Consider the following 22,404-nt stretch of genomic DNA (forward strand, 5'->3'; position numbering starts at 1 on the left):
GAGGAGGAGCAAGGACGATGGCAGGCAACTCGGAGCCGCTGTCGCCGCGGGCCAAGCTGGCCGTGACGGCGGGCAAGGCCGCGGCGGCGGTGTCGCGTGCGGCGGGCAAGGGCAGCGGGTCGGTGATCGGCGGCAAGGTGGCGCTGAGGTTCGACCCCGATCTGCTGGCCAGGCTCGCCCGGCACCTGGACGTGGTGCTGGTCTCCGCCACCAACGGCAAGACCACCACCACCCGGCTGCTGGCCGAGGCCCTGCGCGCCAACGGCCAGGTGGTCTCCAACGCGCTGGGCGCCAACATGCCGGCCGGTATCACCTCCGCGCTGGCCGGCGGCTCCGATGCCCGCTACGGCGTGATCGAGGTGGACGAGAAGTACCTGGCGGGCGTGGCGAGGGATGTCGCCCCCAAGGCCATCGCGCTGCTCAACCTCTCCCGCGACCAGCTCGACCGGGCCGCCGAGACCCGGATGCTCGCCGAGAAGTGGCGGGAGGGACTGGCCGGCTCCGAGGCGATCATCATCGCCAACGCCGACGACCCGCTGATCACCTGGGCGGCCTCGTCCAGCCCCACCGTGGTGTGGGTGGCGGCCGGCCAGGAGTGGAAGGACGACGCCTGGTCCTGCCCGTCCTGCGGCGGCGTGCTCCAGCGCCCGTCCGAGGACTGGTTCTGCGCCGAGTGCGGCTTCCGCCGCCCGATGCCGACCTGGGCGCTGTCCGGCGACCACGTCATCGACCCGTACGGCGTCGCCTGGCCGATCCACCTCCAGCTCCCGGGCCGGGCCAACAAGTCCAACGCGGCCGTGTCGGCGGCGGCCGCCGCCGCCTTCGGGGTGGATCCCAAGATCGCCCTGGAGCGGATGTACAAGGTGCAGGCGGTCGCCGGGCGGTACGACGTGGTGACCTACCGCGAGCGGGAGCTGCGGCTGCTGCTGGCGAAGAACCCGGCCGGCTGGCTGGAGACCTTCTCACTGATCGACGGTCCGCCGACCCCGGTCCTGCTGTCGGTGAACGCGCGCGGCGCCGACGGCACCGACACCTCGTGGCTGTGGGACGTCGACTACACCCGGCTGGCCGGCCACCCGATCATGGTGATCGGCGACCGGAAGATGGACCTGGCGGTGCGGCTGGAGGTCGCCGGACTCCAGTTCCGGGTCTGCGAGGACCTGGACGAGGCGGTAACGGCCGCGCCACAGGGCCGGATCGAGACCATCGCCAACTACACCGCCTTCCAGGACCTGCGCCGCCGCGTCGGCAACTGAGCCCCCACCGACTGCCAAGGAGAAGCACAACCGATGAGTGAGTCCAGCCTGCGCGTGGTGTGGATCTACCCCGACCTGCTGAGCACCTACGGCGACCAGGGCAACGCACTGGTGGTGGAGCGCCGGGCGGTGCAGCGCCGGGTGCCGGTCACCCGGGTCGACGTCCGCTCCGACCAGGCGATCCCCACCTCGGGCGACATCTATCTGATCGGTGGCGGCGAGGACCGGCCGCAGCGGCTGGCGGCCGAGCGGCTGCGCCGGGACGGCGGGCTGAGCCGGGCGGTCGCCAACGGCGCGATCGTCTTCTCGGTCTGCGCGGGCTATCAGATCCTCGGCCATGAGTTCATCAACGACCTGGGCCGCCCGGAGCCGGGTCTCGGGCTGCTCGACGTGATGACGGTGCGCGGCGAGGGCGAGCGCTGCGTCGGCGATGTGCTGGCCGACATCGACCCGCGGCTGAACCTGCCGCCGCTGACCGGCTTCGAGAACCACCAGGGGGTCACCCACCTCGGCCCGACCGCCCGGCCGCTGGCCCGGCTGCGCGTCGGCAAGGGGAACGGCACCGGGGACGGCACCGAGGGCGCTTTCAACGACACGGTGTTCGGCACGTACATGCACGGCCCGGTGATGGCCCGCAACCCGCAGATCGCCGACCTGCTGATCAAGCTGGCCCTCGATGTCAACGCGCTGCCGCCGGTCGACGACCAGTGGTACGAGGCGCTGCGCACCGAACGCATCTCGGCGGCGGTCCAGCCGGCCTGACCGGAGGGCCGGGGTCGAGCAGGCCTTTCCCAAGCGATACCCAAGCGGTTCCGCGACCCCCGGTCCTACCATGCTGGTGAGGCCGCCCGAAGAGGCTGCCGTCACGCTGCGAAACGGTTCCCTGGAGTTTGAGTAAACGTCAGTTGGCCGCAGTTCGTACGGCGTGGAGGCGCGGCAGCCGGGCTCGCTAAACTTGCCGTGATCCATCCCGGACGACAGGGTCCGGCCGTCCGGTCGAGTTGCAGGAGTGGCGAGCGAAATGCGTATTGGTGTGCTGACCAGCGGCGGCGACTGCCCCGGGCTGAACGCCGTCATCCGGTCCGTGGTGCACCGCGCCGTGGTGGACCACAATGACGAGGTCATCGGCTTCCACGACGGATGGAAGGGCTTGCTCGAGTGCGACTACCGCAAGCTCGACCTGGACGCGGTGAGCGGGATCCTGGCCCGCGGAGGCACCATACTCGGTTCCTCCCGGGTCCAGCCGGCCCATTTGCGCGACGGTGTGGAGCGGGCCAAGGGCCATGTCCGGGACCTCGGACTGGACGCGATCATCCCCATCGGCGGTGAGGGCACCCTCAAGGCGGCCCGGCTGCTGTCCGACGCGGGCCTGCCCATATTGGGCGTGCCCAAGACGATCGACAACGACATCGCCTCCACCGATGTCACCTTCGGCTTCGACACCGCGGTGGGAGTGGCCACCGAGGCGCTCGACCGGCTGAAGACCACCGCGGAGTCGCACCAGCGGGTGCTGATCGTGGAGGTCATGGGCCGGCACACGGGCTGGATCGCCCTGCACTCGGGCATGGCGGCCGGCGCGCACGCCATTCTGGTGCCCGAGCGGCCCTTCGACGTGGCGGAACTGGCCCAGGTGGTGGGGGCCCGGTTCGAGGCGGGCAAGAAGTTCGCCATCGTGGTCGTCTCCGAGGGCGCCAAGCCGCGTCCCGGCACGATGGACTTCACCTCCGGCGCCACCGACATCTACGGTCATGAGCGTTTCACCGGTGTCGCCACCCAGCTCTCGGTCGAGCTGGAGGAGCGGCTCGGCAAGGAGGCCCGCCCGGTGATCCTGGGCCATGTGCAGCGCGGCGGCACCCCCACCGCGTACGACAGGGTGCTCGCCACCCGGTTCGGCTGGCACGCGGTGGAGGCGGTGCACCAGGGCCGGTTCGGCAGCATGACGGCGCTGCGCGGCACCGACATCGTCCTGGTGCCGCTCGCGGAGGCCGTCGAGCAGCTCAAGACGGTGCCCGCCGAGCGGTATGTCGAGGCCGAGTGCGTGCTGTGAGGTCGATGACACGTCCGACCTGAGCCGCCCCCGCCCGGTTTCCCGGGTGAGGGCGGCTCTAGTCTGTTCCGGGCACGAAGATCTGCGAAGTGTCCGGAATATCTGAAGTATCTGAAGTGCCTGGTGGTCGAGGGAGTGCGGATGGAACACGGCGGACACGGCATGCGGATGGATCTGCCGCCGTTCACCCTCGGCCGGGGTCTGGCCTTCAGCGGGGGCGATCCGTTCTTTTTCGCCGGCTGTCTGCTGCTGCTCGCGCTGTACGGCTGGGGTGTGCTGCGGCTGCGGCTGCGCGGCGACCGCTGGCCGGTGGGCCGCACCATCGCCTTCGTGCTCGGCGTGCTGACGGTCGGCGTGACGATGTGCACCCGGCTCAACGACTACGGCATGGTCATCTTCAGCGTGCACATGGTGCAGCACATGATCCTCAGCATGCTCTCCCCCATCCTGCTGCTGCTCGGCGCCCCGGTGACGCTGGCGCTGCGGGCGCTGCCGGCCGCCCGGCGGGGCCGCACCGGGCCGCGCGAGCTGCTGGTGAAGCTGCTGCACAGCCGCTATCTGCGGTATGTCACGCATCCCGCGTTCACCATCCCGGTCTTTGTCGCCAGCCTCTACGGGCTCTACTTCACCCCGTTGTTCGACACGCTGATGGGCAGCCGGGCCGGGCACGTCGCGATGATGGTGCACTTCCTCGCGGTGGGGCTGCTGTTCTTCTGGCCGATCATGGGCGTGGACCCGGGCCCGCACCGGCCGGGCTATGTGATGCGGATGCTGGAACTGTTCGCGGGGATGCCGTTCCACGCCTTCTTCGGGATCGCGCTGATGATGGCGAGCCAGCCGATGGTGCACACCTTCCTGCACCCGCCGGTGTCCCTGGGCGTCGATCCGCTGGACGACCAGACCTGGGCCGGCGGTATCGCCTGGGCGTTCAGCGAGGTCCCGTCGGTGATCGTGCTCGTGGTGCTGCTCTTCCAGTGGTACACCTCGGAGCAGCGGCAGGCGCGCCGCTCGGACCGGGCCGCGGACCGCGACGGTGACGCCGAACTGGTCGCGTACAACGCCTATCTGGCCTCCCTGGAGGCACGCGGTCACGGCTGAGCCGTCCGCTGGGCTGCCCACGGAGACGCCCGCTGAGACCGCCGCTGAGCGGTCCGCGACCCCTGCCGGACCGGGTGCGGCCGGGAGTGCGACGCGCCGTCAGCGCCCGACCCTGGCAGTGACGCGCGCGGGGGCACTACTCTGCCGGGGCACCGGAGCGAGCCGGGCGGCGCGGCCGGGCGTCACCCTGACCGGTCGGGAAGGCGGCAGCGGTGTTCTACCGGGTGTTGAAGTACGTGCTTCTGGGGCCGTTGCTGCGGCTGTTCTTCCGGCCGCGCATCGAGGGGGTCGAGAACATCCCGGAGAGCGGCGCGGCCATCGTCGCCGGCAACCACCTCTCCTTCTCCGACCACTTCGTGATGCCGGCGATCCTGCCGCGCCGGATCACCTTCCTGGCCAAGGCCGAGTACTTCACCGGGCGGGGCATCAGGGGCCGGCTGATCGCGGCCTTCTTCCGGGGCATCGGGCAGATCCCGGTCGACCGGTCCGGCGGCAAGGCCGAGGCGGCCATCGACGCGGCTCTCGGTGTGCTGGGGCGCGGCGAACTGCTCGGCATCTATCCGGAGGGGACCCGGTCGCACGACGGCAGGCTCTACCGGGGCCGTACGGGTGTCGCGGTGATGGCGCTGCGGGCCGGTGTGCCGGTGATCCCGTGCGCGATGCTCGGCACGTTCGAACTCCAGCCGCCGGGCCGCAGGTTTCCCCGCCACGGACGGGTGACGATCCGGTTCGGCCGCCCGCTGGACTTCAGCCGGTTCGCCGGTATGGAGGGCGAGCGGTACGCGGTGCGGTCGGTGACGGACGAGATCATGTACGAGATCCTCGGGCTGTCCGGGCAGGAGTACGTGGACCGGTACGCGGGCGACGTCAAGGCCGAGCAGGCGCAGAAGGGGCGGCCGCGGCTGCGCCGGAAGTCGGCCTCCTGAGCCGTGCGGGCGGGTCCGCCGTAGCGCGGCGCCCTGCCGGTGAGGGATCAGGTGGCGGGCACCGGCGCCGCGTGCGGGCCGCAGCCGACGTCCTGGGGGTCGAGCGCGCCCGTGAGCAGATAGCTGTCGACGCGGCTGTTGACGCACGGGTTGACGAGTCCGGTGACGCCGTGCGATCCGGCGTCCCGCTCGGTGATCAGCCGGGAGCCGTCGAGTCTGCGGTGGAGTTCGAGGGCGCCCGGGTAGGGGGTGGCGGCGTCACGGGCGCTCTGCACGATCAGGACGGGCGGCAGACCGCGCCCGGTCCGCACATCGACAGGGGTCCGCTGCCGCACCGGCCAGGTCGCGCACGGCAGATTGAGCCAGGCGTTGGACCAGGTGAGAAAGGGGTGGCCGATGTTGAGCGCGGTGTTGTCCCGGTCCCAGGTCCGCCAGTCGGTCGGCCACTCGGCGTCGGCGCACTCGACCGCGGTGTAGACGGCGGTGCCGTTCTCCGCGGTGGCGTTGCCCCGGGCGTCGGCGAGGTCCGGGCCCGCCGCGTCCAGCAGGGCCTGCGTGTCACCTGCCGCGTAACCGCTCCAGAGCTGGGCGGTGCCGGCCCAGGCGGAGTCGTAGTAGGGCGCGTTCTGGAAGAAGCCGAGCAGTTCCGCCGGGCCGACGACGCCGCCGATCGGGTGCGCCTCGGCGCCGGCCAGCAGCCGCTCCCACCGCGTCTGGACCTCGGCCCGGGTGCCGCCGAGGTGGTAGACGGAGTCGTAGGAGGCGACCCAGGTCTCCCAGTCCGCCCAGCGGCTCTCGAAGGCCACGTCCTGGTCGAGGTTGTTCCGGTACCAGATCTGGGCCGGGTCCGGGTTCACCACACTGTCGGCGATCATCCTGCGCAGGTGGGTCGGGAAGAGGTCGGCGTAGACCGCGCCGAGGTAGGTGCCGTAGGAGACGCCCAGGTAGTTGAGCCGGCGCTCGCCGAGCGCGGCCCGGATCACATCGAGGTCGCGGGCCATGGTGGGGGTGTTCATCGCGGCGAGCATCGGTCCGCCGGTACGGGCCAGGCAGCCCTGGGCGTAGGCGGCGGCGAGTCCGCGCGAGGCGAGCTTGTCCGCCGCGCCGTCGGGTACCGGGTCGGGCTTGGGCGCCCGGACGAATTCCTTCGGGTCCTGGCAGGAGATCGGCGCCGAGTGGCCGACGCCGCGTGGATCGAAGCCGACGAAGTCGTAGGCCTTGGCGGTCCTGGTCCACAGCGGGGCGGCGGTGGTGGAGCGGAGCGGGAAGCGCAGGCCCGAGCCGCCGGGGCCGCCCGGGTTGTACACCAGCGCGCCCTGGCGTTCCGCGGCGGTCCCGGTGCTGACCGCCCGGTCGACGGCGAGTTCGATGGTCGTCCCGAACGGCTGGGCGTAGTCGAGGGGTACGGTGACCCGGCCGCACTGGACGGGTGCGGGCAGGCCCCAGCCGGCCGGGCAGCCCGCCCAGTCGACACCTTGTCCGGCCGCCGCCTGTGCCGCGATCACCGCTCCGACCCGCTCGGGCACGGTGACGGCTCGCCCGCGGTCGGGCGGCCTGGCGCCCGCGGTGGCCGCCGGGGCGGCGGCGGTCGCGCCGACGAGCAGCAGACCGGTGGAGACGAGCACCAGCGTGCGCCGCACGGCGGACCTCCCCCTGAGGAAGCGTTCCCGATGACCCCCCGTGGTCACGGTGACGCACGGTGGTGAGGTGCGGATACGTTTCCCGGCGGCGCCGGCGCCGAACATGCCATGCGGGTGATTTCCCGTCACCCGGCCGCCGATGCGGGCGGTTGGGCGGTCCCGGGACGTACGGGGGCTCGGCCGTCAGGGTGATGGCGACCGGGCCGGCTCGGTTGAGGACCCGTCAGCGGGCTTGCGCCGAGGCGAGGGCCCGGTCCAGCAGCCGGCGCAGCCGCAGACCGTCGGTGGCCACCGCGGTGACGAGCACGGCGGGGCCGGCCAGCGGGGTGAGCACGGCCCTGCCGTCGGCCGGTGCGTCGGTGAAGAGCTGGGGCTTGGCCGGGTGGTCCGTCACGTCCGGTGCCACCAGCAGGATTTGGCCCACCGCGCGGTAGGGACCGAGCACGGCGGGTCCTGACCAGGCGGGCGCGCCGGGCCCGAAGGAGAGTTCCTGGTCGAGCAGCGGGCGGCCGGCCCACCGCACGCTCAGCCGGCTGGTCAGCGCGCCGGGAGGTTCGGCGTGCCGGCCGAGGATCTGCTCGTCGCGCAGCAACAGCCGTGCGGTGGGCGCGAGTTCGACCACGGTGGTCATCCGCAGCGAGCTGCCGCCGGCCGAGATCACCGGCTCCGGCAGCCAGTCGAGCCGGCCGCCGTCGCCGACGGTCAACCGTATGTCGTAGGAGGCCGGTTCACCGTCCCGGCCGGGCAGCGCGAGGGTCGCGGCGCAGGCCCCGACCACCAGTCGCGCCCCGGCGCCCACCTCGGCCTCGACCCGCAGCCGGTCGCCGCCCAGTGGCGCGCTCATCGCCCCGACCAGGGCGACCGCGCCGCCCCTGGTCCGCCGCACCGCCAGCGGCCCCTCCCCCGCGAGCAGCGGCAGCGCGGTCCCGCCGCGGCCGTCGGCGACGGCACGGATCCGCGCCACCGCCGTGACGCCACGACCGGTCATGTCGCCGCCGGCGGCGCCCAGGCGGCCAGCCGGTCGGCGATCCACGCCACGACCGGCGTGATGCCGTCCGGCGCCGCCACCGAGGTGAAGACCACCGGCAGTTCGCCGCGCTGGGCCGCCGCGTCCCGGGCCATCCGCCCCAGGTCGGCGCCGACATAGGGCGCCAGGTCGGTCTTGTTGACCACCAGCAGATCGGCCGTGGTCACCCCGGGACCGCCCTTGCGGGGGATGTCGTCGCCCCCGGCCACGTCGATGACGAAGATCTGGGCGTCCACCAGCCCTTTGGAGAAGGTCGCCGTGAGATTGTCGCCGCCGGACTCGACCAGCACCAGGTCGAGCGGTCCCACCGCCTCCTCCAGGTCCTCGACGGCTTCCAGGTTGGCCGAGATGTCGTCCCGGATGGCGGTGTGCGGGCAGGCCCCGGTCTCGACGGCGACGATCCGCTCGGCCGGCAGCACCGCGTTCCGCAGCAGGAAGTCGGCGTCCTCCCGGGTGTAGATGTCGTTGGTCACCACGCCGATGGCGAACTCGTCCCGCAGGGTCCGGCAGAGCGCCGCCACGGTGGCCGTCTTTCCCGAGCCCACCGGACCGCCGAGGCCCACCCGCAGGGCGCGCCGCCGCCCGTCCACCCCGGCCTCGGGCGCGGAGTGCGCGTACCGCTCGGGGAAGATCTCCGGATGATCGAGGTGCATGGCCGACTCCTTCGGGCTGAGCGGGTGGGTGGATTCATGAGGCGAACAGCCTGACCGGCCAGGTGGCGTGGTGCTCGGCGGCGATGTCGAGCAGCGGGGCGGAGGCGGCGGGCAGTGCCGAGGCGCCGTCGGTCAGCGCCCGGGCGGCGGCGTCCGCCGCGCGGGTCGCCACGGCGTCGATCTCGGGAGCCAGCCGGGCCAGCACCGCGGCGGAGTGGAAGGGGTCGAGGCTGAGCAGCCGGACGGCGGCGGTGGCCGGGCCGCTCGCCGATTCGTAGGCGGCGGCGTGCGCGGCGTCCAGGGGGGCGAGGCCGGCCGCGCGGGCGGTGAGGCCGAGGACGACGGGGTGGTGGGCGCCGCGGGGCCGGGCCGTGGCGAGCCGGTCGAGCGCGGGGGCGGGCCAGGCGGCGCGGGCGGCGCGCAGGAGCTGGCGGCCGAGCCGGCGGGAGACGGCCCGGAGCGCCGGGGACGGGGTGCGGGCGTCGGCCGCCTCGTCGAGGAGGAGCGGATCGAGCCCGGCGGTCGCCGCCGCGGCCAGTGCGGCGGCGACCAGTCCTGTGGTGTGCAGCCGGCCGCGGCAGAAGTCCGCGAGGGTGGCCGCGTCCCGCACCCGGCCGTCGGCGACCGCTGCCTCCGCCCCGCCCGAGTGCGCGTGGCCGCCGGCCGGGAAACGGCCGTCGGCGAGCAGCAGAAGGGCGGCGCGGGCGGTGGGCGACGACGTCGGCTCGGTCGGTTGCATCAGCCCTCAGAAGAGGAAGTACCGCTGGGCCATGGGGAGTTCGGCGGCCGGTGCGGGTTCCACCACGTCGCCGTCGATCCGTACGGTGAAGGTGTCGGGTTCGACGTCGACCACCGGCAGCGCGTCGTTCTCCCGCATGTCCGCCTTGGTCACGCCGCGGGTGCTCCGGGTGGCGGTGAACCTCTTTCCCAGCGCGAGCCGTTCGGGCAGGCCGTCGGCGAGCGCCTCCTCGGTGACGAAGTTGACCGAGTTCAGCGCCGGTGCGGCGCCGACGCCGCCGAACATCGGCCGGGGCAGTACGGGTTGAGGGGTCGGGATGGACGCGTTGGCGTCGCCCATCTGCGCGTACGCGATCTGGCCGCCCTTGATGACCAGTTGCGGCTTGACACCGAAGAACGCCGGTTCCCAGAGCACCAGATCGGCCAGTTTGCCCGCCTCGACCGAGCCGATCTCGGCGTCGAGCCCCTGGGCCACCGCCGGGTTGATGGTGTATTTGGCGACATAGCGACGGGCTCGGTGGTTGTCGGCGGGGCCGTCCCCGGGGAGGGCGCCGCGTCGCCGCTTCATGACGTGCGCGGTCTGCCAGGTGCGCAGCGTGATCTCGCCGATGCGGCCCATCGCCTGGGAGTCGGAGCTGATGATGCTGATGGCGCCGAGGTCGTGCAGCACGTCTTCCGCGGCGATGGTGGACGGCCGGATACGGGACTCGGCGAAGGCCAGATCCTCCGGCACGGCGGGGTTGAGGTGATGACAGACCATCAGCATGTCGAGGTGCTCCTCGACGGTGTTGACGGTGTGCGGCCGGGTCGGGTTGGTCGACGACGGCAGGACGTGCGGCTGGGAGACGACGGTGATGATGTCGGGTGCGTGCCCGCCGCCGGCTCCTTCGGTGTGGTAGGCGTGGATACCGCGTCCGGCGATGGCGGCGAGGGTGTCCTCCACGAAGCCGGCCTCGTTCAGGGTGTCGGTGTGGATGGCGAGTTGGGCGCCGGTCCGCTCGCACACCGTCAGGCAGGCGTCGATCGCGGCGGGGGTCGCCCCCCAGTCCTCGTGGATCTTGAAGCCGACCGCGCCGGCCCGCAACTGGTCGTGCATGGACCGCTGGTTGACGGTGTTTCCCTTGCCCAGCAGTCCGACGTTCACCGGGAAGCCCTCGAGGGCGGCGAACATCCGGGCGAGGTGCCAGCTTCCCGGGGTGATCGTGGTGGCCTTGGTGCCCTCGGCCGGTCCGGTGCCGCCGCCGATGACGGTGGTGACGCCGGAGGCGAGCGCCTGGGTCATCAGGGTGGGCGAGATGAAGTGCACGTGGGCGTCGATGGTGCCGGCGGTGAGGATCTTGCCGTTGCCCGCGATGATCTCGGTCTCCGGGCCGATGACGAGGTCCGGGTGGACTCCGTCCATCGTCTCGGGGTTGCCCGCCTTGCCGAGTGCGGTGATCCGGCCGTCGCGGATGCCGATGTCCGCCTTGACCACGCCCCAGTGGTCGAGGACGACGGCTCCGGTGATCACCGTGTCGGGGGCGCCTTCCGCGCGGGTGGCGCGGGCCTGGCCCATGGATTCCCTGATCACCTTGCCGCCGCCGAACACCGCCTCGTCCCCGGCCCGTTCGGGGCCGCCGGCCAGGTCGCGCTCGATCTCGACGAGCAGATCGGTGTCGGCGAGCCGGATCCGGTCGCCGGTGGTGGGGCCGAAGAGGTCTCCGTATACGGCCCTGGACAGCTCAGGCACGCTCGGCTCCGTCCTCGTCGAGGGCCGGTTCACGGGGCGGTTCGAGGGGCGGGCCGGCGGCCGGCGCGAGGGCCGGGCCGGTACCGCCGGCCGTGTCCAACAGCCCCGCGGTCTCCCCGCGCAGTCCCGCCACGATCCGCTGCCCGGCGATGGGCACCAGTTCGACCTCGGCGGGAATGCCGGGCTCGAACCGTACGGCGGTGCCGGCCGCGATGTTCAGCCGCAGCCCGTGGGCGGCGGCGCGGTCGAAGCGCAGCCCGGGGTTGGCCTCGGCGAAGTGGTAGTGGGAGCCGACCTGGATCGGCCGGTCGGCGGCGTTGAGCACCGTGAGCGAGGTCACCGGTCGGCCGGCGTTCAGCTCGACCGGCTCCTCGGCGTAGATGATCTCTCCGGGAATCACGCGGCCCGCCTCTCAGACGATCGGCTGGTGGACGGTGACGAGCTTGGTGCCGTCGGGGAAGGTCGCCTCGACCTGGACGTCGTGGATCATCTCCGGGATGCCGTCCATGACGTCCGCGCGGCTCAGCACGGTGCGTCCCGAGGCCATGAGTTCGGCCACGGTGCGACCGTCGCGGGCGCCTTCGAGGATGTGGGCGGTGATCAGGGCGACCGCCTCCGGGTGGTTGAGCCGCAGCCCGCGGGCGCGGCGGCGCTCGGCCACGTCGGCGGCCACATGGATGAGCAGCCGCTCCTGCTCATGGGGGGTCAACTGCACCACAGCACCTCACAGTCGTCCGGGTTCCGCGAGATTAGTTCGGCGGAGTTTCGACTGCGTTAACGGCTGTTACGGGCGACTGTCACGGGTGCCGGCCGACCGGTCGGCGGCGCGGCCGCGGGCGGTCCTACCCCGATCGGGCGGTCCGGCGCGGCGCGGCCGATGGGCGCGGCGTGGGGGGTGGCCGCCCGTTCGCTCACCGGGCCTCGGGTCCCCGGTGCTCGGCGGCGATGCCGAACCTCCGCCGTTCGCCCGTGGCGGACGCGCGGGAGCCGACGGAGGACACCGTACTGACCACGCGCTCCTCCGGCTCGGCGTCGAGGTCGCGCAGTCGTTGCAGGTCAGCGGCGGACACCAGGGCGACGAGCGGTTTTCCGTGGCGGGTGAGCACCACCTGTTCGCCGCCGTAGACCACGCGGTTGATCAGCTCGGCGAGTTCTGCCCGGGCTTGTGTCACCGGGACGTCGTGGGTCATGCTCCCCATCATAACGAGATGTACGTCCTGTACATTTTGACTCGTAGCACCGGATGAAGTGCCGGAGGCCGCCTGCCATGTTCCGTCCCACCGCCCGTTATGTACTGCCGGAGTTCACCGAGCGCGGCCGCGACGGCGTCCGCACGATGGACCCCTACTCCAAGCTCCTCCAGGAGCGGATCGTCTTTCTCGGCACCCCGATCGACGACACCTCGGCGAACGATGTGATGGCCCAGCTCATCCACTTGGAGAGCGCCGCCCCCGAACAGGACATCCACCTGTACATCAACTCCCCGGGCGGCTCCTTCTCCGCGATGACCGCGATCTACGACACGATGCAGTTCGTCACCTGCGACGTGGCCACGGTGTGCATCGGCCAGGCGGCCTCCGCCGCCGCGGTGCTGCTCGCGGCGGGCCGGCCCGGCAAGCGGATGATCACGCCGGGCGCGCGGGTCCTCATCCACCAGCCCTCACTCGGCGACGTGACGCAGGGCCCGATCTCCGACCTGGAGATCCAGGCCAATGAACTGCTGCGCGTCCGCGACCAGTTGGAGACGCTGCTGATCCGGCACACCGGCCAGGACGCGGCGCGCATCCAGGCCGACATCGAGCGGGACAAGGTCTTCGACGCCCCCGCCGCGGTGGCGTACGGCCTGGTGGACCAGTTGACCGTCGGCCGCGGGGCCGAACCCGCCGCGCCCAGCCGGAGGTGACCTGCCGTGGTGCCCGAACTGCCGCCGCTGCCCGCCCTCACCCGGTCGGAGGGCGAACTGGTGGACTGCTATCTCGCCCTGGTGGACCTGATGGGGCGGATCAACCCGTCGCGCACCACTGACACCTATACCGCCCTGCGCGCGGCCCAGGCGCTGGTGGGCCGGGCGGCGGCGCTCAAGGAGGCGCTGACCGTGATGCACATGCGCGGGGAGACCGAACTGCACCACGCCACCTTGGGCCGGGCGCTGCGCGTGCTGGACGGTGAGCGCCGCTCCGGACTCGTCGCCGTGCCACCGGAGCCGGCCGCCGGGGCATCGGCGGACTGACCGACCCCTGACGCCGCCCGGACCCGCCCCGGACCGGCGGGCGCGGTCGGAGCGGTCGGAGTGACCAGAGTGGTCGGGGGGTCGAGGGGGTCTAAGCGGTCGGAGCGGCTCACTCCGTCGGCCGAACCGCCGCGCCGCGCCGAACGGGCCCGCACTTGCGCGCGGCTGCCGCTCCGCGGGCAAGTGACGGCCCATCGGGCCAGGTCAGTGCCGGTCGGAAAGCGGCACCCGCGGGGACGGAGCGGGGCGTTTCACCCTTACGGCGCAAGGGTGATGAACATCACATTCCGCGTTTCTGTCGCTGCGCGGACACGCTGTGTGCGCAACCATCCGTGGTGACGACAAGCCCCCGCCACCGTGACGGGGCGGTCAGCGCGGACGCCCAATCCTGCCGCCGCGCGGATGCCAGGTCGACATGAGCGCAGCGGCAGGAGCGGAGGACCCAGCAGGACGGGTCGGCACGGAGGAGTTCCGGGCCGCCCCTTGGGGTGAAGCCGCTGCGAGCGGCCGGGCATCTTCGCCTGCTCGAACCCGACAGGTCATCCTTCGCAGGCTGACGACGAAGGGTCGCGCATGTCTGCGCTCCACTCCCCCGCCCCCGAGGATCCGGCCGCCGTGCGGACGGCCGGGCCGGCGCCGGGCGGCTCCCGCCGGGCGCCCGGGCGGTTCGCCCGGCTCGGCGCCGCCTCCGTGCTCACCGCGGCCGCGGTCACCCTGCCCTCGGTACTCCCGGCGGCCGTGCAGCGGGCCGACGCGGGGACTCCCGCCGCCATGGCCCTCAACGTGGCCGCGTCGAAGAAGGGGGCGCCCTACCAGTGGGGGGCCACCGGCCCCTACCGCTTCGACTGCTCGGGCCTTACGGTCTACTCGTTCAAGCGGGTCGGCAAGAAGATCCCGCGCACCGCCGCCGCCCAGTACAACAGCACGCGGCACATCAAGGCACCCGCACGGAAGGTCGGCGACCTGGTGTTCTTCCACACCGGCTCGTCGGGTTCCTCCGTCTACCACGTCGGTATCTACGCGGGCGGCGGGAACATCTGGCACGCGCCCAGGACCGGCGCGAGGGTTCGCCTGGAACGGATCTGGACCCGGTATGTCTGGTACGGCCGGGTTCGGTGATGATGACAGTGATGGTGCCGGTGACGGTGACGCCGGGCCGCGATGGCGTGGACGCGCCGCCGGCGGGCCGCGCGGCGGCTCACCGGACCGGAACCGCCCAGGGGATCATGACCCATACGGTCTTCCCGCCGTCGTCGGTCGGGGTGACCTGAAGCCGGCCGCCGAACTCCGCGGTGAGGTGACGGATGATCACCATGCCGCGGCCGTTGTCCTGCTGGCTGCCGGCCGGCAGCCGCCGCGGCCGGCGGGGGTGGCTGTCGGTGACGCCGATGTGGAGTTGCTCGCCCTGTTCGAGGCGGATGTCGACGGTGAACGTCGGCGACAGGCCCAGGGTGTGCAGCACCGCGTTGGTGGTGAGTTCGGAGACCATCAGCCGCACCGAGTCCGTCACCGGATCGCCGGGCGGCAGACCCCACTCCGCGAGCAGCGTGCACACGTAGCGCCGGGCCGTCGTCACCGAGGCCGGGTCGCTGGGCAGGGTGATCGTTGCTTCCTGTAGGTCCGCCATGACGACGCCGTTCCCTTTCCTCCCGTGACCGGGCTCCGGTACGCGGGCCGTGTGCTGACCGATCCGAAGCCGAGCCCGGACCGAGTCCGGAAGCCGCCGATTCGCGCCAGAGTCCACTCATGGTGCCGCCATTACGGACGTTCCACAGCACCCTGCATATATCTGTCGCTCAAATCGGTGAATTCTGCTACGTGAGAACGCATTTGATCGGCAGACTGTCGTAACGGACGCCGCTCGGTCGGCACCACATCCCATGAGGGGCGAGACAGCGTGGAACGAGTCCCTGCCGTACGACGGCGCAGGCTTGGCGAGGAGTTGCGCAGATTGCGCGACCTGGCCGGGCTCACCAGTGGTGAAGCGGCCAAACTGGCCGGATGGCACCAGTCGAAAGTCAGCCGGATCGAGACCGGTCGCAGCAGCGTCCGCGCGGAGGACGTGACCGTGCTGCTCGATGTGTACGCGGTACGCGATCAGGCCGTCCGCGACCTGCTCGGCACCCTCGCCGACCGGGCCTACCAGCGGGGCTGGTGGCATGACTTCCGTGATGTGCTGCCGGTGGAGTACCGCGATTTCATCAGCCTGGAAACCGGCGCCAGCCGGGCCCTGTCGATGGAGAACACCGTGGTCCCGGGCTTGCTCCAGACCCCGGAGTACGCCCGGGCGCTGACCGCGGACGTGATGCCGCAGCTCAGCGGAAAGGCGCTCGACGCCCTGGTGGACGTGCGGATCGCCCGGCAGGCGGTACTGCACCAGAATCCGCCACTCGAATTGTGGGCGGTACTCGACGAGGCGGTGCTGCGGCGTGGCGTCGGCGGACGCGAGGTGATGGTGGGACAGTTGCGCAAACTGGAGGAGGCGGCGGAACTTCCGCAGGTCCGGCTGCAAGTGCTGCCGTTCGCCGCCGGCGGACACATGGGTGTGACAAATTCTTTCGTCATCTTCTCATTTCCGCGCATTGCCGATCTGGACGTGGTTGTTGTCGACCATTTGACGAGTAGTCTCTACGTCGATCGGAAAGAGGACGTCGCGGCCTACACGGCCACGTTCGCCCGATTGCACGCCCGGGCTCTTCCCCGCGAGGAGTCGACCGCGATGATCGCCGGGATCCGGGACGAGCTGTCGGGGTAGACAGGCGAGTCAAGCAACCGCGCCGACCCGAAAAGGAGGCCTCATGACGACGCGGGCCCGTTATCTCACTTCCAGCTCCACCGTCGCCGGTGTGACCTGGCGGCGCAGCAGTCACAGCACGGCCGCGAACAATTGTGTGGAGGCGGCCGAGTTGGTGTCGGGGCAGTTGGCGGTACGTGACTCCAAGGACCGGCTCGGGCCGGCCCTGCTCTTCGCGCCGAACGCCTGGAGCGACTTCGTCCAGGCGTTGGCGGCCGACGGGCTTGCCCCGGTCCGACCCTGAACCAGGCCCGGCCGGACGGCCGGGCCGTCAGCCTTCCGGTGCGGTACGGACAATGATCTCGACGGCGTCGGCGATGTGACGGTCCGTCAGGTCGCAGCGCGCCGTCAGCCGCAGCCGGGACACCCCGTCCGGCACGGACGGCGGCCGGAAGCAGCCGACGGCCAGACCCGCCGCACGGCAGGCCGCCGCCCAGGCCAGCGCCCCTTCGGGTGAGGGGGCGCGGACCGACACCACACAGGCGTCCGGCGCGGTCGCGTCCAGCCCGGCCGCCGTCAGCCGCCGGTGGAAGTCCCGGGCGACCGCCCGGGATCTTCCGGCGCGTTCCGGTTCCCGGCGCAGCAGCCGCAGCGCGCCGAGCGCCGCGCCCGCGGCGGCCGGGGCGAGGCCGGTGTCGAAGATGAAGGTACGGGCCGCGTTGACCAGGTGCTCGATCACGGCCGCCGGGCCCAGCACCACCCCGCCCTGGGCGCCCAGTGACTTCGACAGGGTGGCGGTGCACACGACGTCCGGCGCCCCGGCGAGCCCCACCGTATGCGCCGCGCCGCGTCCTTCGTCGCCCAGCACCCCGAGACCGTGCGCGTCGTCGGCGAGCAGCGCGGCGCCGTACGCGCGGCAGACGGCGGCGAGCGCGGCCAGCGGCGCCGCGTCGCCGTCCACCGAGAACACCGTGTCGCTGACCACCACGGCGGGGCCCTGGTGGGCCTCCAGCGCCTTGCGCACCGCCTCGGGGTCGGCGTGCCGTACGACCTCGGTGGCGGCCCGGGAGAGCCGGCAACCGTCGATGAGGGAGGCGTGGTTGGCGGCGTCGGAGACCAGCAGGGTGCCGGGGCCGGTCAGGGCGGTGACCGCGGCGAGGTTGGCCGCGTACCCGGAGGCGAACACCAGGGCGGCCTCGAAGCCGGTGAAGTCGGCCAGCTCCGCCTCGAGTTCGGCGTGCAGCGCGGTGGTGCCGGTGACCAGCCGGGAGCCGGTGGCGCCCGCGCCCCAGCGCAGGCAGGCGTCCGCCCCCGCCCTGGTCACCTCCGGGTGCCGGGTCAGCCCGAGGTAGTCGTTGCCCGCCAGGTCGAGCAGCCCGGAGTCGGCCGGCCGGGGGCGCAGCTCCCGGCGCAGCCCGGCGGCCCGCCTGATCTGGTCCTGCGCCGCGATCCAGGCGAAGGGCCCGGCCGGGGCGGGCCGTCGGGAGTCCTCACCGGCGCGCTCGCCGGCGGCGCTGTCGGGGCTGTCGGCGCTCGTCACGGCGGTCTCCCTGGGGGACGGTACGGATGGCGGTCCACAGCAACGTACTTCGCCGGGGCCGCGCACAGCGTGTGGTGATGCACACACCCGCGGGCACTGATAGTTGTGCGGTCCGCCATTGGCCGCGGGCGCCCCGGTAAGCGAGGATCGCCCCTATGGATCTGCTGACCGCACTGGTGGACAAGGGGCTGCGACGCGAGCTGCCCACCCGGGAAGAGGCGCTTGCCGTGCTGGCGACCTCCGACGACGAACTGCTCGACGTGGTCGCGGCGGCGGGCCGGGTGCGCCGCCAGTGGTTCGGCCGCCGGGTCAAGCTGAACTACCTGGTCAACCTCAAGTCCGGGCTCTGCCCCGAGGACTGCTCGTACTGCTCACAGCGGCTCGGCTCCCAGGCCGACATCCTCAAGTACACCTGGCTGAAGCCGGACGAGGCGGCCGACGCGGCCCGCGCCGGGGTGGCCGGCGGCGCCAAGCGGGTCTGCCTGGTGGCGAGCGGACGCGGCCCGACCGACCGCGACGTGGACCGGGTGTCGAAGACCATCGAGGCGATCAAGGACCAGAACGAGGACGTCGAGGTGTGCGCCTGCCTCGGTCTGCTCTCGGCCGGCCAGGCGGAGCGGCTGCGGGCGGCCGGCGCGGACGCCTACAACCACAACCTCAACACCTCCGAGAACACGTACGGGGACATCACCACCACCCACACGTACGCCGATCGGGTGGACACCGTGCGGCAGGCGCAGACCGCGGGTCTGTCGGCGTGTTCCGGGCTGATCGCGGGCATGGGCGAGAGCGACGAGGACCTGGTCGACGTGGTGTTCGGGCTGCGCGGCCTGGACCCGGACTCGGTGCCGGTCAACTTCCTCATCCCCTTCGAGGGCACCCCGCTCGCCAAGGAGTGGAACCTCACCCCGCAGCGCTGCCTGCGCATCCTGGCGATGGTGCGGTTCGTCTGCCCGGACGTCGAGGTACGGCTGGCCGGCGGCCGCGAGGTGCACCTGCGGACGATGCAGCCGCTCGCGCTGCACCTGGTGAACTCGATCTTCCTGGGCGACTACCTGACCAGCGAGGGGCAGGCCGGGCAGGCCGACCTGGACATGATCGCCGACGCGGGCTTCGAGGTGGAGGGCTCCGGGACCCGGACGCTGCCGGGGCACCGCGGCGGCCTCTGCGGTTCCGACGGCGCCGCCGACGCCGCCTGCGCCTCCGGTGCGCAGGGCGCGGCCGGCTGTGGCTCGGCGTGCGACGGCCACGAGGCCGGGGCGTGCGGCGGGCACGAGCCGGCGGTGACCGTGCCGGCCGCCCAGCGGGCGCCGGCCGAGGAGACCGGCGTGCGGACGGATCTGGTGGCGGTGCGGCGCCGGGGCGCGGGGACGGACCTGCCGCCCAATGCCTGAACCGCTCCCCGCGGACGTACTGCTCGACCTCGACCGGGAGCACGTCTGGCATCCGTACGGTCCGATGCCCGGCCGTCAGGAACCGCTGGTGGTCTCCTCGGCGGCCGGGGTGCGGCTTCGGCTCGCGACGCCCGCGCAGGGCCGTACCGAGCTGGTCGACGGTATGTCCTCGTGGTGGTCGGCGATCCACGGGTACCGGCACCCCGTGCTGGACGAGGCGGTGCGGGACCAGCTCTCCCGGATGAGCCATGTGATGTTCGGCGGCCTCACCCATGAGCCGGCCGTCCGGCTGGCCGCCCGGTTGGTGGAGATCACCCCGGAGCCGCTGCGGCATGTCTTCCTCGCCGACTCCGGTTCAGTGTCGGTCGAGGTGGCGGTGAAGATGTGCCTCCAGTACTGGCGGTCGCTCGGCCGGCCGGAAAAACGGCGGCTGCTGACCTGGCGCGGCGGCTATCACGGCGACACCTGGCAGCCGATGTCGGTGTGCGACCCGGACGGCGGTATGCACCACCTGTGGTCCGGCGCACTGCCCGAGCAGGTCTTCGCGTCGGCGCCGCCGCCGGGGTTCGACGCCGCCGAGGATCCCGCGTACGCCGAGCACCTGCGGGAGCTGATCGGCCGGCACGCGCACGAACTGGCCGCGGTGGTCGTGGAGCCGGTGGTGCAGGGCGCGGGCGGGATGGTCTTCCACTCCCCCGGCTATCTGCGGGTGCTGCGGGAGGCCTGCGACGAGCACGGCGTCCTGCTGGTCTTCGACGAGATCGCCACCGGCTTCGGCCGCACCGGACGGCTCTTCGCCGCCGAGCACGCCGGTGTCGCGCCCGATGTGATGTGCGTCGGCAAGGCGCTCACCGGCGGTTACCTCACCATGGCCGCGGCGCTGTGCACCTCGCGGGTGGCCGAGGGCATCTCGCGGGGCGAGGTCCCGGTGCTGGCGCACGGCCCGACGTTCATGGGCAATCCGCTGGCCGCCGCCGTCGCCTGCGCGTCGATCGACCTGCTGCTGGCGCAGGACTGGGCGGGCGAGGTCAAGCGGGTCGAGAACGGGCTGCGCGAGGGGCTGGCCGAGGCCGGATCGCTGCCGGATGTGCGCGATGTGCGGGTGCTCGGCGCGATCGGGGTGATCCAGCTCGACCACGAGGTGGATGTCGCGGCGGCGACCCGGGCGGCGGTGCGGGCCGGCGTCTGGCTGCGGCCCTTCCGCGACCTCGTCTACGCGATGCCGCCGTACGTCAGCGGGGACGAGGACGTGGCACTGATCTGTGCGGGACTGCGGGACGCCGCCGCGGCGGGGTAGCCGGCGGGCGGCAGCCCCGGCGGAGGACCGTAGGGTCGGCGTCATCCGGCGTCACCGGACGTGGGCGCCCGGAAACATCGAGGAACGGAGCTGAGGTCATGGCCATCGTGGTCGTCACCGGAACGGGAACCGAGGTGGGGAAGACCGTGGCGACCGCCGCGGTGGCCGCCGCCTCGCTGGCGCAGGGGCTGAGTGTGGCGGTGCTGAAGCCCGCCCAGACGGGGGTGTCCGCCGCGGAGCCCGGGGACGCGGCCGAAGTGGCCCGGCTGGCGGGCGAGGTGACCGCCGCGGAACTGGCCCGCTATCCCGAACCGCTGGCACCCGCCACGGCGGCGCTGCGGGCCGGACTTGACCCGGTCGGTCCCGAGGACGTCGCCGAGGCGGCGGCCAAGCTGGCCGCCGTGCACGACGTGGTGCTGGTCGAGGGCGCCGGCGGCCTGCTGGTGCGCTACGACGCGCAGGGCTCGACCCTGGCCGACGCGGCGGCGCTGCTGCACGCCCGGGTACTGCTGGTGGTGACCGCCGGGCTCGGCACCCTCAACGCGACGGCGCTCACCGCCGAGGCGCTCAGGACCCGCAAGATCGGCTGTCTCGGGGTGATCATCGGAAGCTGGCCGGCCGATCCCGGCCTGGCCGAGCGCTGCAACATCGCCGATCTGCCGGCGGTCGCGGGCGCCCCGCTGCTCGGCGCCCTGCCCGCGGCGGCCGGCTCACTGACCCCGGCCGCCTTCCGCGCCGCCGCGCCCGACTGGCTCGCCCCCCAACTGGGCGGCACCTGGGACGCGGCCGGCTTCGCCGAGGCCTATGCGCCGCCGCGCCGTGTCCCGGCCGCCGGCGACGCGTAACCGCGAGCGCCGCGCGGAGCGGGCACTGTCGGACCCTCCCGTCATGCTGGGACGAGGACACCAGCCCATGGGAGGCACCCGATGGCGACCGGCACGCTCGACCCACGCTTCAGCGAACCCCAGGCGCGGCCGTCCAGCTGGCAGGAGGTGGACGCCGTGCTGGCGGCGGCCGGGACCTACTGGCTGACGACCGTACGGCGAGACGGCCGTCCGCATGTCACGCCGCTGATCGCGGTCTGGCACGACGAGTGCCTCTACTTCACCACCGGTGAGGGCGAGCAGAAGGCGCGCAACCTCACGGCCCGTCACCAGGTCGCGCTCACCACGGGGAGCAACGCCCTCAAGGAAGGGCTGGACGTGGTGGTGGAGGGCGAGGCCGTGCGCGTCCGCGAGCAGCGGCGGCTGGAGCTGCTGGCCGCCGCCTGGGTCGGGAAGTACGGCGAGGAGTGGCGGTTCGAGGTGCGGGACGGCGCTTTCCGGCACCAGGGCGGTGGCGCGGCGAGCGTCTTCGAGGTGGCGCCCACCAAGGTGCTGGCCTTCCGCAAGGGGGGGACGTACGCCCAGACGAGCTGGCGCCCCTGCCCCGGCGGGGGTCTGCGATGAAGGTGCGGACGGCGCCGCCCGGATCCGCCCGCGTCCCGGGTGAGCCGACGCTCAGGCCGTCCAGCCGCGCAGCTCGTCGGCGATGCGGTCCAGGTCCGCGTCGCCGTCCTTGATCAGCCGGGCCAGGTCCCGTACCTGCTCGGGGGTGGTGACGACCTTGAGGCCGCCGGCCACCAGATAGGCGTAGGCGACGGCGGTCGCGAAGAGCGCGTTGGAGCGTTCCAGGGCCGGCACGAGCAGCAGCAGTTGCAGCAGCGCGGCGGCGCGGGTGTGCTCGTCGGGATAGACGGGATGGCCGAAGATCTCGGCGCGGTGCCTGCTGACCGCGGCGACGAGCGCGCCCCAGTCGGTGACCTGCGGATCGCCGGGGGTGTTGTGCTCGGCGACCATGAGCAGCCAGGGAAGGTCGATCCTCAGGGTCAACGGGAGCCTTTGCCGCTGGGACCGAACTCTTCTTCGAAGACCTGTTCGTACCGCTGCATGAAGTCGGCCGCGGCCTGGACGAACGCCCGCCCGTTCTCCCCCTCGTCCTGCTGGACGAGCTCCTCGATGTAGCGGTTCACACTGATGCCGCGCTGTGAGGCGCGTTCCCGCGCCGTCTCGGCGGTGGCTTCGTCCACCCGAACATTCAACTGGGTTTTCGCCAT

The 22,404-nt window shown here is 72.6% G+C and carries 25 protein-coding genes, 1 pseudogene and 1 riboswitch; of the genes and pseudogenes, 14 read left to right on the top strand and 12 right to left on the bottom strand.

The window, feature by feature from the left end; genetic code table 11:
• Positions 1-17 precede the first annotated feature (17 nt).
• The 5 genes from OG519_RS00950 to OG519_RS00970 all read left to right on the top strand — a co-directional run bounded on the left by OG519_RS00950 (position 18) and on the right by OG519_RS00970 (position 5,327).
• On the top strand, positions 18-1,256 hold the full coding sequence (locus OG519_RS00950; RefSeq protein ID WP_405577439.1) for a MurT ligase domain-containing protein: 1,239 nt from the start codon (positions 18-20) through the stop codon (positions 1,254-1,256).
• Positions 1,257-1,289: 33 nt separating this feature from the next.
• Positions 1,290-2,018: a type 1 glutamine amidotransferase gene (locus OG519_RS00955; RefSeq protein ID WP_405577441.1), complete on the top strand. Its 729-nt coding sequence runs from the start codon at positions 1,290-1,292 to the stop codon at positions 2,016-2,018.
• A 259-nt stretch (positions 2,019-2,277) separates the two neighbouring features.
• Entirely contained in the window at positions 2,278-3,303 is a 1,026-nt protein-coding gene (locus OG519_RS00960; protein WP_405577443.1) for a 6-phosphofructokinase, read from the top strand.
• 141 nt (positions 3,304-3,444) lie between these two features.
• On the top strand, positions 3,445-4,401 hold the full coding sequence (locus tag OG519_RS00965) for a cytochrome c oxidase assembly protein (RefSeq protein WP_405577444.1): 957 nt from the start codon (positions 3,445-3,447) through the stop codon (positions 4,399-4,401).
• A gap of 212 nt (positions 4,402-4,613) precedes the next feature.
• Positions 4,614-5,327 (top strand): lysophospholipid acyltransferase family protein, encoded by a 714-nt coding sequence (locus OG519_RS00970; protein WP_405577446.1) that lies wholly within the window; start codon positions 4,614-4,616, stop codon positions 5,325-5,327.
• A gap of 47 nt (positions 5,328-5,374) precedes the next feature.
• Here the strand turns inward: OG519_RS00970 and OG519_RS00975 are convergent, their stop codons facing one another.
• From OG519_RS00975 to OG519_RS01010, 8 genes and pseudogenes are all read right to left on the bottom strand, one after another.
• Complete coding sequence (locus OG519_RS00975) at positions 5,375-6,967, bottom strand: alpha/beta hydrolase (protein ID WP_405577448.1); 1,593 nt, start codon at positions 6,965-6,967, stop codon at positions 5,375-5,377.
• A 223-nt stretch (positions 6,968-7,190) separates the two neighbouring features.
• Positions 7,191-7,955: an urease accessory protein UreD gene (locus OG519_RS00980; protein ID WP_405577450.1), complete on the bottom strand. Its 765-nt coding sequence runs from the start codon at positions 7,953-7,955 to the stop codon at positions 7,191-7,193.
• Entirely contained in the window at positions 7,952-8,647 is a 696-nt protein-coding gene (ureG, locus tag OG519_RS00985) for an urease accessory protein UreG (protein WP_405577452.1), read from the bottom strand. The genes OG519_RS00980 and ureG overlap by 4 nt, the downstream gene beginning before the upstream one ends.
• Positions 8,648-8,681: 34 nt before the next feature.
• A complete protein-coding gene (locus OG519_RS00990; protein ID WP_405577454.1) occupies positions 8,682-9,386 on the bottom strand; it encodes an urease accessory protein UreF in 705 nt (234 codons plus the stop codon).
• A gap of 6 nt (positions 9,387-9,392) precedes the next feature.
• The gene (locus tag OG519_RS00995; protein WP_405577456.1) at positions 9,393-11,114 is read right to left on the bottom strand and encodes an urease subunit alpha; all 1,722 of its coding nucleotides are present in this window, start codon (positions 11,112-11,114) and stop codon (positions 9,393-9,395) included.
• Between the two features lie 94 nt (positions 11,115-11,208).
• A pseudogene (locus OG519_RS01000) lies at positions 11,209-11,514 on the bottom strand (urease subunit beta); the annotation flags it as partial.
• 12 nt (positions 11,515-11,526) lie between these two features.
• Entirely contained in the window at positions 11,527-11,829 is a 303-nt protein-coding gene (locus tag OG519_RS01005) for an urease subunit gamma (RefSeq protein ID WP_405577458.1), read from the bottom strand.
• 196 nt (positions 11,830-12,025) lie between these two features.
• Positions 12,026-12,304, bottom strand: coding sequence for a type II toxin-antitoxin system Phd/YefM family antitoxin (locus tag OG519_RS01010; protein ID WP_405577460.1), 279 nt, complete (start codon positions 12,302-12,304; stop codon positions 12,026-12,028).
• 77 nt (positions 12,305-12,381) lie between these two features.
• Here OG519_RS01010 and OG519_RS01015 point away from each other — a divergent pair, with 77 nt between their 5' ends.
• The 3 genes from OG519_RS01015 (at position 12,382) to OG519_RS01025 (ending at position 14,463) form a co-directional block, all read left to right on the top strand.
• Complete coding sequence (locus OG519_RS01015; RefSeq protein ID WP_405577462.1) at positions 12,382-13,017, top strand: ATP-dependent Clp protease proteolytic subunit; 636 nt, start codon at positions 12,382-12,384, stop codon at positions 13,015-13,017.
• Positions 13,018-13,023: 6 nt separating this feature from the next.
• On the top strand, positions 13,024-13,344 hold the full coding sequence (locus OG519_RS01020; RefSeq protein ID WP_405577463.1) for a hypothetical protein: 321 nt from the start codon (positions 13,024-13,026) through the stop codon (positions 13,342-13,344).
• Positions 13,345-13,713: 369 nt separating this feature from the next.
• Positions 13,714-13,914: riboswitch (cyclic di-AMP (ydaO/yuaA leader) on the top strand.
• Positions 13,915-13,917: 3 nt separating this feature from the next.
• A complete protein-coding gene (locus OG519_RS01025; protein WP_405577465.1) occupies positions 13,918-14,463 on the top strand; it encodes a C40 family peptidase in 546 nt (181 codons plus the stop codon).
• Between the two features lie 79 nt (positions 14,464-14,542).
• Here the strand turns inward: OG519_RS01025 and OG519_RS01030 are convergent, their stop codons facing one another.
• Positions 14,543-14,971, bottom strand: a complete 429-nt coding sequence (locus OG519_RS01030) for an ATP-binding protein (RefSeq protein ID WP_405577467.1) — start codon at positions 14,969-14,971, stop codon at positions 14,543-14,545.
• Between the two features lie 270 nt (positions 14,972-15,241).
• Here OG519_RS01030 and OG519_RS01035 point away from each other — a divergent pair, with 270 nt between their 5' ends.
• Together OG519_RS01035 and OG519_RS01040 are read left to right on the top strand one after the other, a co-directional pair.
• Positions 15,242-16,099: a helix-turn-helix domain-containing protein gene (locus tag OG519_RS01035; protein ID WP_405577469.1), complete on the top strand. Its 858-nt coding sequence runs from the start codon at positions 15,242-15,244 to the stop codon at positions 16,097-16,099.
• 43 nt (positions 16,100-16,142) lie between these two features.
• Positions 16,143-16,382, top strand: coding sequence for a DUF397 domain-containing protein (locus tag OG519_RS01040; RefSeq protein WP_405577471.1), 240 nt, complete (start codon positions 16,143-16,145; stop codon positions 16,380-16,382).
• 27 nt (positions 16,383-16,409) lie between these two features.
• On the opposite strand, the gene OG519_RS01045 is transcribed toward OG519_RS01040, so the two are convergent.
• The gene (locus tag OG519_RS01045) at positions 16,410-17,528 is read right to left on the bottom strand and encodes an 8-amino-7-oxononanoate synthase (RefSeq protein WP_405592382.1); all 1,119 of its coding nucleotides are present in this window, start codon (positions 17,526-17,528) and stop codon (positions 16,410-16,412) included.
• A gap of 245 nt (positions 17,529-17,773) precedes the next feature.
• Here OG519_RS01045 and bioB point away from each other — a divergent pair, with 245 nt between their 5' ends.
• From bioB to OG519_RS01065, 4 genes are all read left to right on the top strand, one after another.
• Complete coding sequence (gene bioB / locus OG519_RS01050; protein ID WP_405577473.1) at positions 17,774-19,012, top strand: biotin synthase BioB; 1,239 nt, start codon at positions 17,774-17,776, stop codon at positions 19,010-19,012.
• A complete protein-coding gene (locus tag OG519_RS01055) occupies positions 19,005-20,309 on the top strand; it encodes an adenosylmethionine--8-amino-7-oxononanoate transaminase (protein WP_405577475.1) in 1,305 nt (434 codons plus the stop codon). The genes bioB and OG519_RS01055 overlap by 8 nt, the downstream gene beginning before the upstream one ends.
• Before the next feature lie 98 nt (positions 20,310-20,407).
• A complete protein-coding gene (gene bioD, locus OG519_RS01060) occupies positions 20,408-21,154 on the top strand; it encodes a dethiobiotin synthase (RefSeq protein WP_405577476.1) in 747 nt (248 codons plus the stop codon).
• A gap of 81 nt (positions 21,155-21,235) precedes the next feature.
• Complete coding sequence (locus OG519_RS01065; RefSeq protein WP_405577478.1) at positions 21,236-21,757, top strand: pyridoxamine 5'-phosphate oxidase family protein; 522 nt, start codon at positions 21,236-21,238, stop codon at positions 21,755-21,757.
• Between the two features lie 51 nt (positions 21,758-21,808).
• On the opposite strand, the gene OG519_RS01070 is transcribed toward OG519_RS01065, so the two are convergent.
• Together OG519_RS01070 and OG519_RS01075 are read right to left on the bottom strand one after the other, a co-directional pair.
• Positions 21,809-22,180 carry a fic family toxin-antitoxin system, toxin component gene (locus tag OG519_RS01070; RefSeq protein WP_405577480.1) on the bottom strand — a complete coding sequence of 124 codons (372 nt, stop codon included), beginning with the start codon at positions 22,178-22,180 and terminating at the stop codon, positions 21,809-21,811.
• Positions 22,177-22,404, bottom strand: a complete 228-nt coding sequence (locus OG519_RS01075; RefSeq protein ID WP_405577482.1) for an antitoxin — start codon at positions 22,402-22,404, stop codon at positions 22,177-22,179. Before OG519_RS01075 ends, OG519_RS01070 begins: the two co-directional genes overlap by 4 nt.

Source organism: Streptomyces sp. NBC_01190 (genome assembly GCF_045039895.1).
Lineage (GTDB): Bacteria > Actinomycetota > Actinomycetes > Streptomycetales > Streptomycetaceae > Actinacidiphila.

Coding starts and splice junctions, on each gene's coding strand:
- OG519_RS01030 (WP_405577467.1), bottom strand. CDS start 14,971: ATGGCGGACCTACAGGAAGCAACGATCACCCTGCCCAGCGACCCGGCC.
- OG519_RS00955 (WP_405577441.1), top strand. CDS start 1,290: ATGAGTGAGTCCAGCCTGCGCGTGGTGTGGATCTACCCCGACCTGCTG.
- OG519_RS00980 (WP_405577450.1), bottom strand. CDS start 7,955: ATGACCGGTCGTGGCGTCACGGCGGTGGCGCGGATCCGTGCCGTCGCC.
- OG519_RS01015 (WP_405577462.1), top strand. CDS start 12,382: ATGTTCCGTCCCACCGCCCGTTATGTACTGCCGGAGTTCACCGAGCGC.
- OG519_RS00965 (WP_405577444.1), top strand. CDS start 3,445: ATGGAACACGGCGGACACGGCATGCGGATGGATCTGCCGCCGTTCACC.
- OG519_RS01025 (WP_405577465.1), top strand. CDS start 13,918: ATGTCTGCGCTCCACTCCCCCGCCCCCGAGGATCCGGCCGCCGTGCGG.
- bioB (WP_405577473.1), top strand. CDS start 17,774: ATGGATCTGCTGACCGCACTGGTGGACAAGGGGCTGCGACGCGAGCTG.
- ureG (WP_405577452.1), bottom strand. CDS start 8,647: ATGCACCTCGATCATCCGGAGATCTTCCCCGAGCGGTACGCGCACTCC.
- bioD (WP_405577476.1), top strand. CDS start 20,408: ATGGCCATCGTGGTCGTCACCGGAACGGGAACCGAGGTGGGGAAGACC.
- OG519_RS01075 (WP_405577482.1), bottom strand. CDS start 22,404: ATGGCGAAAACCCAGTTGAATGTTCGGGTGGACGAAGCCACCGCCGAG.
- OG519_RS00990 (WP_405577454.1), bottom strand. CDS start 9,386: ATGCAACCGACCGAGCCGACGTCGTCGCCCACCGCCCGCGCCGCCCTT.
- OG519_RS00960 (WP_405577443.1), top strand. CDS start 2,278: ATGCGTATTGGTGTGCTGACCAGCGGCGGCGACTGCCCCGGGCTGAAC.
- OG519_RS01055 (WP_405577475.1), top strand. CDS start 19,005: ATGCCTGAACCGCTCCCCGCGGACGTACTGCTCGACCTCGACCGGGAG.
- OG519_RS01010 (WP_405577460.1), bottom strand. CDS start 12,304: ATGACCCACGACGTCCCGGTGACACAAGCCCGGGCAGAACTCGCCGAG.
- OG519_RS00950 (WP_405577439.1), top strand. CDS start 18: ATGGCAGGCAACTCGGAGCCGCTGTCGCCGCGGGCCAAGCTGGCCGTG.
- OG519_RS01040 (WP_405577471.1), top strand. CDS start 16,143: ATGACGACGCGGGCCCGTTATCTCACTTCCAGCTCCACCGTCGCCGGT.
- OG519_RS01065 (WP_405577478.1), top strand. CDS start 21,236: ATGGCGACCGGCACGCTCGACCCACGCTTCAGCGAACCCCAGGCGCGG.